This window comes from Thermostichus sp. MS-CIW-30 (genome assembly GCF_054058015.1).
This window is the reverse complement of the sequence record NZ_JBSRZW010000005.1, coordinates 49,883-64,509: the sequence shown is the minus strand read 5'-3', so window position 1 is coordinate 64,509 and position 14,627 is coordinate 49,883. Positions and strand designations below refer to the sequence as shown.

The 14,627-nt window shown below is 60.1% G+C and carries 13 protein-coding genes; 7 read left to right on the top strand and 6 right to left on the bottom strand.

Features of this window, described 5'->3' with window-relative positions:
• The first annotated feature begins 90 nt into the window (after positions 1 to 90).
• Positions 91 to 1,614: a hypothetical protein gene (locus tag ACVWXW_RS03495; RefSeq protein ID WP_457402797.1), complete on the top strand. Its 1,524-nt coding sequence runs from the start codon at positions 91 to 93 to the stop codon at positions 1,612 to 1,614.
• 256 nt (positions 1,615 to 1,870) lie between these two features.
• Here the strand turns inward: ACVWXW_RS03495 and ACVWXW_RS03490 are convergent, their stop codons facing one another.
• Positions 1,871 to 3,025: an AI-2E family transporter gene (locus tag ACVWXW_RS03490; protein WP_457388773.1), complete on the bottom strand. Its 1,155-nt coding sequence runs from the start codon at positions 3,023 to 3,025 to the stop codon at positions 1,871 to 1,873.
• 124 nt (positions 3,026 to 3,149) lie between these two features.
• Between ACVWXW_RS03490 and xseA the strand changes: the two genes are divergently transcribed.
• The 3 genes from xseA (at position 3,150) to folD (ending at position 5,570) form a co-directional block, all read left to right on the top strand.
• Positions 3,150 to 4,379 carry an exodeoxyribonuclease VII large subunit gene (gene xseA, locus ACVWXW_RS03485; RefSeq protein ID WP_457402854.1) on the top strand — a complete coding sequence of 410 codons (1,230 nt, stop codon included), beginning with the start codon at positions 3,150 to 3,152 and terminating at the stop codon, positions 4,377 to 4,379.
• Positions 4,360 to 4,596 carry an exodeoxyribonuclease VII small subunit gene (gene xseB, locus ACVWXW_RS03480; protein ID WP_414331652.1) on the top strand — a complete coding sequence of 79 codons (237 nt, stop codon included), beginning with the start codon at positions 4,360 to 4,362 and terminating at the stop codon, positions 4,594 to 4,596. Before xseA ends, xseB begins: the two co-directional genes overlap by 20 nt.
• 92 nt (positions 4,597 to 4,688) lie before the next feature.
• On the top strand, positions 4,689 to 5,570 hold the full coding sequence (folD, locus tag ACVWXW_RS03475; RefSeq protein WP_414381700.1) for a bifunctional methylenetetrahydrofolate dehydrogenase/methenyltetrahydrofolate cyclohydrolase FolD: 882 nt from the start codon (positions 4,689 to 4,691) through the stop codon (positions 5,568 to 5,570).
• Between the two features lie 263 nt (positions 5,571 to 5,833).
• Here the strand turns inward: folD and ACVWXW_RS03470 are convergent, their stop codons facing one another.
• From ACVWXW_RS03470 to ACVWXW_RS03455, 4 genes are all read right to left on the bottom strand, one after another.
• Positions 5,834 to 6,310, bottom strand: coding sequence for a hypothetical protein (locus tag ACVWXW_RS03470; protein WP_457402795.1), 477 nt, complete (start codon positions 6,308 to 6,310; stop codon positions 5,834 to 5,836).
• A gap of 338 nt (positions 6,311 to 6,648) precedes the next feature.
• The gene (locus tag ACVWXW_RS03465) at positions 6,649 to 7,266 is read right to left on the bottom strand and encodes an Npun_F5749 family FMN-dependent PPOX-type flavoprotein (RefSeq protein WP_414388683.1); all 618 of its coding nucleotides are present in this window, start codon (positions 7,264 to 7,266) and stop codon (positions 6,649 to 6,651) included.
• A gap of 48 nt (positions 7,267 to 7,314) precedes the next feature.
• Positions 7,315 to 8,616, bottom strand: a complete 1,302-nt coding sequence (locus tag ACVWXW_RS03460; RefSeq protein ID WP_457402793.1) for a GNAT family N-acetyltransferase — start codon at positions 8,614 to 8,616, stop codon at positions 7,315 to 7,317.
• A gap of 200 nt (positions 8,617 to 8,816) precedes the next feature.
• Entirely contained in the window at positions 8,817 to 9,470 is a 654-nt protein-coding gene (locus tag ACVWXW_RS03455) for a DUF3386 domain-containing protein (RefSeq protein WP_457402791.1), read from the bottom strand.
• Positions 9,471 to 9,815: 345 nt separating this feature from the next.
• On the opposite strand from ACVWXW_RS03455, the gene murA reads away from it, so the two are divergent.
• The 3 genes from murA (at position 9,816) to sixA (ending at position 14,202) form a co-directional block, all read left to right on the top strand.
• On the top strand, positions 9,816 to 11,132 hold the full coding sequence (gene murA, locus ACVWXW_RS03450; RefSeq protein ID WP_457402852.1) for a UDP-N-acetylglucosamine 1-carboxyvinyltransferase: 1,317 nt from the start codon (positions 9,816 to 9,818) through the stop codon (positions 11,130 to 11,132).
• Between the two features lie 185 nt (positions 11,133 to 11,317).
• Positions 11,318 to 13,453 (top strand): lytic transglycosylase domain-containing protein, encoded by a 2,136-nt coding sequence (locus ACVWXW_RS03445; RefSeq protein ID WP_457402789.1) that lies wholly within the window; start codon positions 11,318 to 11,320, stop codon positions 13,451 to 13,453.
• 137 nt (positions 13,454 to 13,590) lie between these two features.
• Positions 13,591 to 14,202: a phosphohistidine phosphatase SixA gene (gene sixA, locus ACVWXW_RS03440; RefSeq protein ID WP_457396261.1), complete on the top strand. Its 612-nt coding sequence runs from the start codon at positions 13,591 to 13,593 to the stop codon at positions 14,200 to 14,202.
• A gap of 61 nt (positions 14,203 to 14,263) precedes the next feature.
• Here sixA and ACVWXW_RS03435 read toward each other — a convergent pair whose 3' ends face one another.
• Positions 14,264 to 14,557 carry a DUF3082 domain-containing protein gene (locus ACVWXW_RS03435; RefSeq protein ID WP_414406596.1) on the bottom strand — a complete coding sequence of 98 codons (294 nt, stop codon included), beginning with the start codon at positions 14,555 to 14,557 and terminating at the stop codon, positions 14,264 to 14,266.
• Positions 14,558 to 14,627 lie beyond the last annotated feature (70 nt).

Here is a 14,627-nt window from a genome sequence, read left to right as displayed (position 1 = left end):
CTTGTCTGCGGCTCGGCAGGATACAAAGAGCATTGGGATGTAAGGCTCATGCAAGAACACGCCGGAAATGCCAGGTTGAGAAGGTGGGGGTTGTTGAGATGGTGGATCTGTCTGTTGGCCCTGTTGGCCGCCCTCGTTTTGGCCTCTTGTGGGGGATCCCCGCCTAAACCCCCGCAGGAACAGCTTCCCCAGCTAGAGCGCGTGCCGGTTCCCCCGGAGATTGCCAAGCTGGATGCCCATTTGCAGTATTGTCGCCCGCAAGTTCAGATCCTCAGCCCCAAGCCAGGTGAGGTGTTGTCAGAGCGGCAGGTAACCGTTCGCTTCGCGGTGCAAGGGTATCCGCTTTTCCAAGATCCGCAATTGGGTCTCGGCCCTCATCTGCACGTGGTGCTGGACAACCGGCCCTACATCGCCCATTACGATGCCGATGCTCCCCTCGTTTTCAAGGATTTGGAGCCGGGATCCCATACTCTGCGGGTGTTTGCCGGCAAACCCTGGCACGAGAGCTTCAAAAACTCTGAAGCCTATGCCCAGGTTAGCTTTCACGTGTTAGCTCCCACCCCTGAGTACGTACCACAGCCGCAACTGCCCCTGCTCACCTACAACCGCCCCACAGGCAGCTACGGGGCCGAGCCAATCTTGGTGGATTTCTGGCTGGCCAATGCCCCGGTGCGGGAGAGCCTGTTGAGTGACTTGCCACGGGATTGGCGGATCCGCTACACCCTCAACGGCCAATCCGGCCTGCTGGATCGCTGGGAGTCTTTTTATCTGAAGGGCTTCAGGCCCGGTCGCAATGTGATGGTGCTGGAACTGGTGGACAGCAAAGGGGATCCCATCCGCAATGTGTTCAACAGCGCCGCCCGCGAGATCACCTACACCCCTGGCGGCCAAGACACCCTCTCCAAGCTGGTTCGGGGGGAGCTAAAAGCCGAAGAGGCCCTCGCCATTGTGCAGCCGCAGCCCACACCCACGCCGACTCCGGAACCCACGCCCACCCCAACGCTGACGCCCACCCCGACTCCAACACCAAGTCCGACCCCCACACCTACACCGACTCCGGAACCCACGCCCACTCCTACTCCGACGCCAACGCCAACTCCGACACCCACGCCCACTCCTACTCCGACGCCAACACCAACTCCGACACCCACGCCCACTCCTACTCCGACGCCAACACCAACTCCGACACCCACGCCCACTCCTACTCCGACGCCAACGCCAACTCCGACACCCACGCCCACTCCTACTCCGACGCCAACACCCAGCCCGACGCCCACACCCACACCCACTCCGACTCCAACGCCAGAGGCGACGCCCACGCTTGCACCTCGTCGCCAGCCGCGCTTTCAACTGGGCCGCCCCCGTCCGACACCAGAGGGGATCCCGGCTGTTCCAACGCCACCGCCCGTGGTGGCCACTCCTGAACCTGAGCTTACGCCTGAGCCCAGCCCAGAGCCCTCTCCGCAAGCTGTGCCCACTTCAACTCCCCAGCCTGTGGCTACGCCTTTGCCGCGCGTGACCCCTATCCCTTTCCAGGAGCGGCGGGTGCGACAGCAGGGGTTGCGGCTTTTCCCGCCGGGACTCCACAGTCCAACCTTGCCAGGTGAGCGATAGCGGGACAGAATCCTTGGTTGACAGAATGCCCTTCGCACAGCGGGCCGTGGGCCTCACTGTTTCCCCGATGCCGCTCTGCCTGGGTGCGCAGTTGCCAGTTGTCGCGTTCTCACACCGGTCAAGCGCGAGGAGCGTGGAGCGACGGGAAAGAATCCCCCGACTCTAGCCGTGGGGAGAACGTCGATTCCTGCCCAATGGAAGGGCCGGTCGTGTGGCTAAGCTGATGGGGTTGAGCCAAGTCAGGAGCATTGCCCCCTCAACCTTCTCGCACCGATTGCGGTCGCGGAATGGGATCCTGGTTTTCCGCCTGGGTGGAGCTTTGGATCCCGTTCTCTCCACTTTCCAACCTGAGCAAGGGCCGCAATCGGGATCCCTGCCAGGGATCCAGGACATCCCGAATTAGCACCTCCTGAATCCACACCTGCAGGATTGCCGCCAAAGGCACGGCCAGGAACAGGCCCAGCACCCCAAAGAAAAAGGCTGAAGTAACTTGAGCTACTAGGGTTAGGGCGGGCAGGAGCGACACCTGTCGGGACATAACGATGGGGGTGAAGACGCTGCTTTCCAACTGCTGGATCAGGATATACAGCCCCAGCACTGCCAAGGACTTCCAAGGGGCATCCGTGAGGGCTACCAGCATGGGGGCCACCACGCTTAAGGTGGGGCCGATATTGGGGATGAAGTTGAACAATCCCGCCAGCACCGCATTGGCCAAGATCAGGGGCACCCCCAAAATCCACAGCCCGATCCCACTCAGCAGCATCACCAAGGTGCTGGTAAACAGGATCCCCATCAGCCACCCTCGCAGCGCCAGCTCACAGCGCTTGAGGATGTAGCGAATGCGGGGACGGTAAAAGGCCGGGAAAACCGAGACAAAAGCGCGACTGTAGGCTTGGGGATCCGCCAACAACAAAATGGTGAGGATGATTACAAACAATAGGTTGAGCAGGGTGCCAAAAAAGGCAGTGAAGGACTCGGAGAAAAAGTCGCGCACCTGTCGCACCAACTCGGTGGCCTGGGGCACCAAGCTATTGGCCAATTCCCGCAGCGTCGGCAGCTCAATATCCGTCGGCAAAGAGAGAATCAAGCTCTCGAACAGCCGCTGCGCTTGCACGATCCCGGCGGGCACCCCATCGGTAAACAGCCGCCGCAACTGCTCCGCCAGGGGGGGCACCACGATTAGCCCCACCAAGATCGCGGCCACCAAAACCGTCAAACTGGTGATGACAATTGAGGGGCCACGCCGAAAGCCGTAGCGCTGTGGGATCTGGGCCAAGGTATCCAATGCTACTGCCAACACAATGGCCGCGAACACCAACAGCAGGATCTGCCGGATCTGCCAAAGCAGAACTAGCAGGCCCAACAGCGCCCCTAGCCCCAGCCACTGGGCGAAGGTCACCCGCCAGCTCACCTCCTCTCTCGCCCGGTTGTCGCCTATTCTAGATGGGATCCCGACAAGTCCCATCGCTATTCGAGAACCCTGGATGCGCGATCCTGTCCCTTCAGAAGTGACTTTAGCCGCCCGCAGCAGTGGGATGGAGTTTTTGCTCACGGATGAAGCTCCCCTGCTCTCAGTGGGGGGAGTGTCCCGTTATTTGAAATCGCTGCTGGCCGGGGATCCCTACTTGGTCAGGCTGTGGGTGAGCGGGGAAGTCTCCAGTTGCCAGCGCAACCGCAATGGCCACCTGTTCTTGACCCTAGTCGATCCGGAAACCGGTGACGTTCTCAAGGGGGTGGTCTGGCAGGGCCAAACTTCCCGGCTCAGCTTCTGGCCGGAAGTGGGGCAACAGGTGCTTGCCCTTGGGCAACTTGGCATCTATAGCGGCGGCAGCCATTATCGCCTCGTCATCTGGCAATTGCTGCCTGCCGGGGAAGGGCTGTTGGCGTTGCGATTTCAACAGCTCAAGGCCCGCCTCAGTGCTGAGGGCTTGTTCGATAATCAACGACCTCTGCCTGTTCATCCCCAGTGCATTGCCGTCGTTAGTTCCCCCCACGCTGCCGGCTGGGGAGATATTCGGCGCACCCTCAACCAGCGCTACCCCGGGCTACGGGTGCTGTTCTCCCCAGCTCAAGTGCAAGGGGAGGCGGCCCCGGAATCAATTGTGCGGGCCATTCGCCGGGTGGAACAGGATGGGCGGGCGGAAGTGCTTCTTTTGGCGCGGGGCGGTGGAGCCAGCGAAGATTTGGCCTGTTTTAACGATGAGCGGGTGGTGCGAGCCATTGCCGAATGTCGGATCCCGGTGGTCACCGGGATTGGCCACCAGCGGGATGAAACCCTGGCTGACTACGCTGCCGACTACGCCGCCCATACCCCAACGGCAGCTGCCGAGCGGATCGTGCCGGATCTGGGGGAATTGCAGCGTCAGGGATCCCAGTTGCGCCAGAAGTTGATCGAACGCACTCGCCAAGCTTTGGAAAGGGCCCAGCAGCGTTTGCAGCAGGCCCAACACCACCTGGCTTACGTGCATCCAGAGCGGCTGTTGCAACAGGCTCAGGATCGCTTGACCCAACACCAACATCGCCTGCTCCAAGCCGTGCGCCATCGCTTCCAGCAACGCCAACAGCACCAACAGGCCCTGCAAGATCGCCTCCAAGCGCTCGATCCCGAAGCCATTCTGAAACGGGGCTATGCCCTGGTGCGAAATGAAGAGGGATCCCTGATCCGCACCCATCGCCTGCCTCCCCAAACCCGCCTGATGATACAACTGGCCTCGGGAAGCCTATGGGTACGAGTAGAGGAGAGCCATGAGCCGCCGCAAACGTGAGGAGCCGTGGCGCTATGAAGCAGCCATTGCCGAGGTGGAAACTTTGATTGCCCAGATTGAATCGGGGGAACTGGATCTGGCGGAAGTGGTGGAGCGCTTTCAACAGGCCGCCCGAACCCTGAAAACCTGCGCGGACTTTTTAGAGCAAAAGCGGCAGCAGGTGGAGATCATCATCGAGCAATTGGGCCAAGAGGAAGAAGACCTGCCCGAATCATAGGGATCCCACCTGATCATTCCCCCTGCACTGCTGTCGCCATTCTGCTTCACTATGGATGGTCGTTGGATGGTTGTCTTTATCCTTGCGCCCCCATGCCCGCAAAGATCCTCGATGGCAAAGCCTTAGCCGCCCGCTTGCAAGCGGAGATGGCCGCCCAAGTGCAAGCTTGGATACCCCAGGTGGGGCGGCCACCGGGATTGGCAGTGCTGCGGGTTGGAGAGGATCCCGCCAGTGCGGCTTATGTGCGCGGCAAAGAGCGGGCCTGTGAGCGGTTGGGCATTGCTTCTTTTGGCCGACATTTTTCCGCCCAAGACTCCCCTGCCCATTTGCTCGACACCATCGACCAACTCAATCAGGACGAGCGGGTGGATGGCATCCTCGTCCAACTGCCCCTGCCCCCCGGCTGGGATCCCATCCCCCCCCTTCTGGCCATCAATCCCGACAAAGATGTGGATGGACTTCACCCCCTCAACCTGGGCCGGCTGTTGCGCGGCGAGCCCGGCCTACGCAGTTGTACCCCTTTGGGCGTGATGCGCCTGTTGCAGGCAGAAGGGATCCCGATTGCAGGCCGAAAGGCAGTGGTGGTCGGTCGCAGCATCTTGGTGGGCAAGCCCTTGAGCTTGATGTTGTTGGCCGCCGATGCGACGGTCACCCTAGCCCACTCCCGCACCCCCGACTTGGCAGAAGTGACCCGCGCCGCCGACATTGTGGTGATGGCCGTGGGCCGCCCCCGCCTATTGAGGGCAGACATGGTGAAACCCGGCGCGGTGGTCATCGACGTTGGCATCAACCGCATCGAGACCCCTGCCGGATCTGAGCAACTGGTGGGAGATGTGGACTATGAAGCGGTCAAAGAGTTGGCCGCTGCCATCACGCCCGTACCGGGCGGCGTAGGGCCGATGACGGTAACGATGCTGCTGGCCAACACCCTACAGAGCTATAAACTGCGCAGCCACTTGTGTAGTCATTATTAAACAGGAATGAAACATTTCTGTTGCATTGTTCCCTAACTTCCCTCTCTCTCTGGGAGAAGAGCTGGGGTTGGTCGCGGCAGCGGCACAGAGCGCTTGGGGAGTGTCTCAATCTAGCTTGAAATGACTATGGTTTGGAGACTGTTCTCAAAATGTTCTGTTGCTTGGATCCTCCCCCTTCGGCCCAGAAGAGTGAGGAATGGAGAAGTTGCCCCAGAGGAGTTTGAGGTGACCGCTGCAAATGTCCAAGCTGCGCGCGGAGCACCCTAAGGCTGCAAGATCATCGACCAGGAGCCGCTCTCCCCATCCCAAAACGGGGCCAGAGACTCTCCCACCACATTTGGCCCCCAATAGCGGCGGGTTCCATCCAAGGCGAAAGCCACCACAATGTCTCCGGGGCCGATTTGCAGCGGTTCTTCTCCCAAGCTCAGCAGCAATCCCTCGCTCCCCCCCTCTCCAGGGGCAAAGTCCCAGTGGGCCGTTTCCGGATTGATCATCCGTTCGCCGCTGCGCATCAAGATCACCAGCCGAACCGGATGGGGCGTGCGATTGCCGACCCGAAAGGATCCTGTGCGGGCGGAGGTGGGGGCAGCCTGGGGGGGCAAGGCAGGCTCTGAGTGCAGAACAGGGACAACATTCCCCTCAACGGAATCTTCCAAGGCTTCCAGCGTCGGTTTCTCCAGAGTCTGTGCTCTCAATCCCTGCACGAGAACCCCTACCCCAACCAAAGCGACAGACAACACTAGGGATCCCTTGCCCCTCAAAGCTCTGTTCAGCAATGGGCCGCCGGCGAAAAAAGAGGCAACAGCCTGAGCGAATGAGCAGATCAAGACGCACATCGAGACCACTGCAAGCCAAAGTGATACGTGTCGAGTTAGACAAAAGGCATCAACTGCTGCCCTACCCCTGATAGACCAGCCATACGCGTACAGAGTTCCATCAGAGGATAACGCCCCCACCGTGCAGAACACGATCGTTCAGCTACGTTAACACGTCCATTCCTCTATTCCCTGTGCTTTGGAGGAACAAGGAATAAGGGATCCCCCACTCCAGACCAGGCTGAAACCAGTTTGGATCGCCTTCAGGGATTCACGGCCCGACGCTGCCACCCTTGGGAGGTACGTTCGTACACTGTCCGCAATTGGGGATAGATCTGATCCCCCTTAAGCTGCAAGTGATCCACCTCTGTTGGCTCCAGCAGTAATGCCACAAAAGTCTGCGGGGGCAGCAGATCTTTCTCTTTCGGCAACTCTTGAATAAAAGCCTCTGGCGGGGCAAGCAGCCCCTTAGGTTCCGGCCAAAACCAGAGGAGCCGTCCTTTTTCCGATATCTGTTGCCACAACTGCTGCCGCTGGCGCTGGGCCTGGGGATCCGGATGATCGGCGGCGATGGCCTCAAGGGTGCCAGCGATGCGGAATTGCTCGCGGGTTTTGCAGAAATACCAGCAGATCTGGGCTTGGGGGCAGTGGGCAATTTGTCGGATCTTCTCGCTGCGACTATCCACCGCCAATTGAATGCGGTCGGTATCGCCCAAAAACCCCCGGAAAACGACCGTGCGGTTGCGCGGATGCCCCTGGGGATCCACCGTGGCCAATTGCAAATACCGCACACCGGGATCGCTACGGTTCCGGTGCAGTGCCGCCTGAATCAGCGCCCGCCAAGAGGGATCCGCAGTAGAATTGCCCTTCGGGTCTTTCATCCGTTTTTCGCAAGGTGCAAGCAAGCCAGGATTGGGGCTCTCTCTCCCTTAGCTAGGGGGTGGAGAAGCCTCAGATTGGGAGTCTCTGGAGAGCCCTGGTGAGGACTCCGCACCGCCGACGCGACCAGAGCTGGGATCCGGCTCAGTTGGGCTGATGGGATGAAAGTGGTGCTCCAGCCAGCCTTCCGGTGGCCCCTCAAACCGCTCCGGCACCGGCTGCTTCACCTGTAATCCCCGCAGCATCGCGTTGAGATAAGCACTATCCCAGGTAAAGAGGCGGCTTTCGCGGATTTTGTGCCACACCGAACGCGACATCAGCAACGTCCGCTCTACATCCTGGGCTCCCAGCTTCAGCAAGAACTCCTCCCGTTCCGGCTGGTAATCGGTGGAGGCCAAGGCCAGAGATTGCGGCGGATGAGCCTGAGTAAGCTGGGCCATCTTGGCCATGAGTTCGGGGTAAAGCCAAGTGTAGGCAGGGTGAACCGTAAGCTTGGCCACATGAGGTTGCTGCCCGGTGCGATCCAACTTCAAGTTGAAGTAGCCGATGGCGGTTTTGCGTTCGGGCTCATAAACACACACTTCCACCCGCTCCGTCTGGCTAATGGCGCATTTGGCCTGCTCCAAAAGCCAATCCAGTGGGCTAGTGCGAAAATCGTTCACCTCACGGTCGTACACCTGGCGCACAGTGGCCGGCATGGATCCCGTATCCAGTTGGTAGATGGCATAGGCATCCCGGTTGGTCACCGGCACCAGGTTGGGCAATTTGGGCTCGTGCTGGCTGAGAGCTGCCAGAATATCGGCTGGAATCGACCAGTAGGTGATCTGAGCCAAGGGTTGGAAGCCGTTGCGCCGGTAGAGCGCCATTGCCCCTTTGTTGTGGATGTTCACCTCCAGGATCCAGGTGCGAGCTTCCCGAAAGTGCTCCATGCAGTGCTTGAGCAGCCGGGATCCCACCCCCTGTCGCTGGGCAGAGGGCGCCACTGCGATATGATCGACCCGCCAGGTGCTGCGGGAATGGTTGAAGGGAGAAACCTGAATCACCCCCTGAATCTTGCCCTTCAGCTCCGCCACATGCACTGTAAACATGTGCTGGAAGCGATTGGGAAACAGGGTCAGGGTTTTCAGGGGCCCATACCACTGGCGCAACCGCCGCACTTGGCGACGAATATCCACCGAGCGGCTGCTGTACTCTTCATCAAAGGCTTGCGCCAAAATCTCTTCCACAGCCTCCAGATCCCCCAGTTGGGCGGGGCGAATGATCAGCTCAGGGGCACCAATGGGGGCTTCGGCATCCGGGTCAGGTTTTGCTGTGGTGTTGTCCATGCCAATCGCAGGCGGGAGAATATTCAAAGCATAGCTCAGGCTCTCTTGCTTTTTCTAACCGGGAGGATCGTTCTGCAACAAAGCTTGAAAGCCTACAGATCGGCTTTCCCGTTATCGAGAAAGGCTTGGCCGCCAAGAAGGGCGTGAACTCAGCCTCCCGGTAGCTGCCCAACAGTGACGAACGGGAGAGCTGGCCCCCTACCCTGCTGGGGTCAATGCCGGGTCGCTCACGCCCCAGTGTCCAGCAAGGTCAAGTTGCTGAAGGTGAAGCGCTTCTCCACAGGGCCGGTTTCCGTCTCCGTCTGGATACACCGCTCCGAGAGGATGTAGTACTTGCCCACTTTTGTATACAGATCCTCGAATTGGCTGCGCCCGCCCTTTTGCTGGCCCGTTTGGGGATCGTGATAGACGGAATCGTAGCGGTGGGAAAGATAGCCTTCGCCGGTATCGTGGCTGCTGAAGGTGTGGATGGTAACCACCACTCCGTGGATATGCCGATGCACCATGGTAACCTGGTTATCGCGCACGTGGTAGCGATCCCCTTCTGCTTTGCCCCCCACCAGGATCTCCACTGTGCCATCGGGCAGGGTTTGGCCGTAACGGAAGGTGTTGTTCCCATGGGTCTCGTCGAAGCTGCGGCGCACTCGGTGAATGGCAATCTCCCAAAGTTGGTTGTGAATGGCTTTTCGAGCTTCCTCATCTTCTACGCCCGTAACGGTGGCCTTTAGGTCTGCCCCCACTCGCACCTGCCCAACGAATGTGCGCTCCCCATCCCAATAGCTGACCTCGGCGCTGTAGCCTGGGAAAGCGGGATCCCAGGTGTAGCGGTTTTCATAGGCGGCCCGAAACAACTCTTGGGCAGAGACTTGAGTGGCAATCATCGGCTGTCTCCTTCCTGTTTTCCTTGCAAGCACTTCCCCTGAGCATCCATCATACCGCCCCCTGCTGTTGGGCTGCCCCCCAGTTGCCTTCGCTGAGAACCTGCATCTGGTGAACTGGCCTAGCCGCTCCCCTGTCCGCTGCTGCAGGATAGAAGCACAGCCATGGGAACTTCTTCCTCACACCCAATTTGGCTTGCGAGTTTAGCCGCTGCTGTGATCCCCAGAGTATTCTCTGAGAAGGGTTCGCCTATTTTTTGTGGGTGAGGAGGGAGATTGAAAGGTTTTGACAATCGCGTCAGCGGGGCGGATCCCCTAGAGCCTGGCCTGACGCCGCCCCAGACCGGCATGGCAACCGCGCCAGAGATGATGGGGCCAGTGCTGAAAATCATTGGCAAGCAGACCCTGAGTGGCCACATCCCCATTGGCGGGGCAAAAAACTCTGCCTTGGCGCTGATGGCCGGGGCCATCTTGGCTCCTGAGGCCTGTCGAATTCACAACGTGCCGCGTCTGCTGGACATTGAACGCATGGGACAGATCCTGGCCACGCTGGGAGTTAAGGTTTCCCATGTTGGCAATACCCTCGACCTGGATGCCAGCTCCCTGAAAACCTCTCAAGCTCCCTATGAATTGGTCAGCCAGTTGCGGGCCAGCTTTTTCATCATAGGGCCTCTGTTGGCGCGGCTGGGGGTGGCCAGAGTTCCCTTGCCCGGCGGCTGTGCGATCGGGTCTCGTCCTGTGGATCTGCATGTGCGGGGTCTACAAGCCTTGGGGGCGACGGTACAAATCGAGCATGGGGTGGTTCATGCCTATGCCCGTAAATTGTTGGGAACCCGTATTTACCTGGACTATCCCAGCGTCGGTGCCACCGAGACCTTGATGATGGCCGCTACGCTGGCGGATGGAGAAACGGTGATCGAGAACGCCGCCCAAGAGCCGGAGGTGGCGGATCTAGCCCGTTTTTGTCAAGCCATGGGGGCCCGCATTCGCGGTGTCGGCACCAATACGGTTGTGGTGGTAGGGGTGCCCCGCTTGCATGGAACAGAGTACACGGTCATTCCCGACCGCATCGAGGCCAGCACCTATCTCATTGCCGGGGCCATTACCCGCTCTCACCTCACGGTTGGCCCTGTTATTCCCGATCATCTGCGGGCGGTGATCGCCAAGTTGCAAGCGATGGGGCTGCGGGTGGAAGAGGAAGGCCCAAACCGGCTGCGCATTGCCCCGGCTCAACTGAGCTCAGGCTGGCTGTGTCAGGCAACCGATATTCAAACGCTGCCCTATCCCGGTTTCCCCACCGATGTGCAGGCGCCGATCATGGCCTTGGCCGCCTTGAGCGAGGGCAGTTGCACCATTGAGGAGACGGTGTTTGAAAACCGCATGCACCACATTCCCGAGCTGAATCGCATGGGAGCCGATATTCGCCTGAAGAACCGAGTGGCCCTGATCCGAGGGGTGCCGTCCCTTTCCGGCGCTCCGGTGGTGGCTACCGACCTGCGGGCGGGTGCGGCCCTGGTGTTGGCCGGTCTGGCGGCTGAAGGCTGCTCCACGATCCACGGATTGCACTACATCGACCGTGGCTATGAAGCCATTGACGAAAAGCTGCGCAGTGTCGGGGCCAAGGTGTACCGCAGTGAAAGCCCGACAACGCAATTGGGGAAATGAGCCGTTTCACCGCCGTTTGAAGTTTGAAGAAATCGTTGCATCTCTCCCTGCCTATCGCCTGGCCCCAATGCTCGGTGACCGCTTGCCAGGTGAGCTTTCCAGCCGTTTCGCAAGTATCGAGTTGTCTGGTGACTCAACGCAGTCAGGTTGGGTATCGTAGGTCAGAGGTGGTGGGGAGGCAAAGCATGGGGATCCTGACAGGCAGCAAACGACGCTGGATAAGATGGGCTGCCGGTGTGCTGGCAGCGGGAGCAGCTCTGGGTGGGGCCGTCTGGGGCTTCTACACCTCATCCTGGGCAGAAACCGCGGAGGTGGCCTCTGCACCAGAAGACAGGGATCCGACGCAACTGCCCCAAACTTCCACAACGGCCTTTCTGCGGGCCTACGCAGCGCTGCAAGCCGGCCAAGCGCAATCTGCCTTGAAGGATTTGCAAGGGCTGGAAGAGAGCCTGCCGGTTTTGAGGGAAGAGATTTGGAAGCTCAGGGCCCAAGCCTATGAACAGTTGCAGGATAAGGAAACAGCCCAAGGGATCTGGTGGCCCCAGATTTTGCAGGAATATCCCCACAGTCCTGTGGCCGCCTACGCCCTCTGGGGGATGGGCCAGGTGGATCGGCTGCGGCAGCAATTTCCCACCCACCCGCTGACTGGACGTGCCCTCAAGCATTTGCTGGAGCTGGATCCCGACCGCTATGACCTGCTGCGGGATTTGGCCCAACATCACCCGCAAACCCCTGGGCTAACGCCGTTGCTGGATCGCTGGCGGCAGGCTCAAGAGGGATCCCTCACGGCTTCCGACTGGCAGATCCTCGCCGATGCCTACTGGGAGCAACGGGAGTACGGCAAAGCTGCCCGGGCCTATGGGCGTGCCCCCGCCACCTCTCAGAACCTCTACCGCTGGGGCCGCAGCCACCAGATCTCGCGGGAGTTTCCCCAGGCCAAAGCGGCTTACCAAGCGCTGCTGGCACAGTTTCCCGATGGGCCAGAGGCTTCTCTCACCCGCCGCCGTTTGGCGGAACTGAGCGACCTGCCGACGGCGATCGACTTGCTTCGACAGGTGGGAGCCGGCTCAGATAAAGAAGCTCCAGAGGCGTTGCTTAGCCTCAGCCAGCTTTACGATCGCAACGCCAGCCCCCAATCGGCCCAGGCTACTCGGCAAGCCCTTTGGGATCGCTTTCCAGCCAGCGAAGCTGCAGCCAATGCCGCCTGGACAGTGGCCTGGAGCCAAGCACAAGCAGGCAATCTCAGCCAAGCCATCGCCCTGGCCCAACAGATCGGATCTGCTCAGCGGGATACAGAAATGGGGGCACAACTGCTCTACTGGGCGGGCAAATGGCGGGAACAGCAGGGGGATGTGGCTGCAGCTCGGCAGACCTATCGGCAGGTACTGCGGCAGTTTCCCCACACCTACTACGGCTGGCGGTCGGCAGTGCAACTGGGCTGGCCGGTGGGGGATTTCTACAGCGGGCGCAAAAGGGTTGAGGTGGATTTTCAGCCGGTGCGCCAACCGTTGCCAGGGGTCTCTGCAGTTACGCAAACCCTGCATTTGATGGGAGCCAGCCAACTGGCCTGGGAACGCTGGCAGGGCGAAACTCCCGTGCAGCGGGATCCCCGCCAGATGAGCGTTGCCGAGCGCTTTGTTACGGGCATTTTGCGCAACAGCGCCGGAGAGCACCTGCGGGGCATTAACCAGGTGGCTGCTTTGCGCTTTAGCGAAGAGCCGGATCCCTTGCTGGAGACGTTGAGGCAGCGCCAAGATTTCTGGCAGGCCATCTATCCGCTGCACTACTATGCCGGCCCAGACAATTCCTGGAGCGGGGATCCCTACGCCCAACCCGGCTTGGCCCACTGGTCACGGCAATTTAACCTCAATCCCTTGATGGTGGCGGCTTTGATCCGGCAGGAATCCCGCTTTGAGCCAGAGATCGTCTCGGCCTCGGGGGCTTTGGGCTTGATGCAGGTGATGCCCGCTACTGGCCGCTGGATTGCCCAGCAGATCGGCCTGGCCCAGTACAGCCTCACCAACCCCGCCGACAATCTCTACCTGGGATCCTGGTACTTCGACTACACCCACCGCACCTATCAAGACAACACCTTGCTGGCCCTGGCCAGCTACAACGGTGGCCCCGGCAACGTGGCCAGATGGCTGAACCGCTTTGGCTTCGAGGATCCGGATGTGTTTGTGGAGCAGATCCCCTTCCCCGAAACCCGGGGCTATGTGAAGTCCGTGTTTGGCAACTACTGGAACTACTGGCAGCTCTACACCCAGGAGGGGCGCACTCTGGTCAGCCAGCGACTGCATAACCCCTCGTCTTCTTCATGACTTCCGGTTTTGTCGCGGGAGTGCTGCCGTAGAGGGAGTGGGCTTTTTTCCCACAGTATTCTGGGAGAGTTACAGTTATTCCAAGATTTGGCAGTCAAGATTTGACAGTGCCGTTCGCGCCGGCAGGACGGAGTTCTATGGTCTCTGGGTCTGAACAACAGGAGAGCGTTCGCGTTAGCAGCGCGGAGCACTATCGCGTTAGCGGTGCGGAGCACTATCAGGGGGCGGCAGAAAAGCAGACTGCCCGACAGGAATTGGCCGTGGATTTTATTCGCCATGGCATAGCCGAGGAACCCCGGCCAGAAGTCGAGGATGCCTTTCGGGCCCTTACAGACGAAGGTCGCAAGCGCTGCCGCAAGATTGCCCGCCAGCTCAAGAACATGGGCTGGAGGTGGGATCTCCTGCTCACCAGTCCCTTGGTGAGGGCTCGGCAGACGGCTGAGATCTTTTTGGACGAGAACCTGGCCGAAGCTGTGGAGGTGTTTGAGCCGCTGGCTCCGGGGGGCAGTTTTGCTGACCTGGTGCGCTGGCAAGCAGAGCGGGAACCTCTGGCGTCTTTGGCTCTGGTCGGTCACCAGCCGGATCTGAGCCTGTGGGTACAAGCGGCTGTTGGTCTAAACCCGGCCAACGCCCACGCGATCACCCTCAAAAAAGCGGGCCTAGCCCAAGTGCGCTTTGCCGAAGGCCGGATTGACTACCGCCAGGGATCCCTGACTTTGTTGCTCTCCCCCAAGGTGGTGCTGCGCTGAGAAGAAGCTGGCTCATCATGATAAACGCCCAACGAGTCGGCCAGAGGTTGTGCCCCTAGGTTCAGCGCTGAGAGGAGGTCAGCCGCTCTCCCAGCAATTGCACACAATAGGCCGCCAGCCCCAACCCCACCATGGCAAACATGAAGGCAATCAGGGAAACGGAACCGACCAGCAGGTAGCGCACCAGAATGCTGATTCCGCGGGCCAACGATCCAATCTCCACCTCAATTGGCGGCAACTTGGCCAACATCGAGAGCAGCAGTTGAAAGAACCCGTAGCCCAAACTGACGGCGATGGCGGCCCCCAAGAGGGCACTGAAAGGGTTGGGGGATCCCTGGGGCGAGGCGGAAGACATGGGGCAGCACCGGAAAACTCACCTTTATTCTAGGCTGCAGGTACAATGTGGAAGTTTCTTTTCTTTCCGG

Bases quoted from the DNA above. Each gene is read 5' to 3' on its own strand.
- xseA (WP_457402854.1), top strand. From the start codon at position 3,150: ATGGAGTTTTTGCTCACGGATGAAGCTCCCCTGCTCTCAGTGGGGGGA.
- xseB (WP_414331652.1), top strand. From the start codon at position 4,360: ATGAGCCGCCGCAAACGTGAGGAGCCGTGGCGCTATGAAGCAGCCATT.
- folD (WP_414381700.1), top strand. From the start codon at position 4,689: ATGCCCGCAAAGATCCTCGATGGCAAAGCCTTAGCCGCCCGCTTGCAA.
- ACVWXW_RS03465 (WP_414388683.1), bottom strand. From the start codon at position 7,266: ATGAAAGACCCGAAGGGCAATTCTACTGCGGATCCCTCTTGGCGGGCG.
- ACVWXW_RS03455 (WP_457402791.1), bottom strand. From the start codon at position 9,470: ATGATTGCCACTCAAGTCTCTGCCCAAGAGTTGTTTCGGGCCGCCTAT.
- murA (WP_457402852.1), top strand. From the start codon at position 9,816: ATGGCAACCGCGCCAGAGATGATGGGGCCAGTGCTGAAAATCATTGGC.
- ACVWXW_RS03445 (WP_457402789.1), top strand. From the start codon at position 11,318: ATGGGGATCCTGACAGGCAGCAAACGACGCTGGATAAGATGGGCTGCC.
- sixA (WP_457396261.1), top strand. From the start codon at position 13,591: ATGGTCTCTGGGTCTGAACAACAGGAGAGCGTTCGCGTTAGCAGCGCG.
- ACVWXW_RS03435 (WP_414406596.1), bottom strand. From the start codon at position 14,557: ATGTCTTCCGCCTCGCCCCAGGGATCCCCCAACCCTTTCAGTGCCCTC.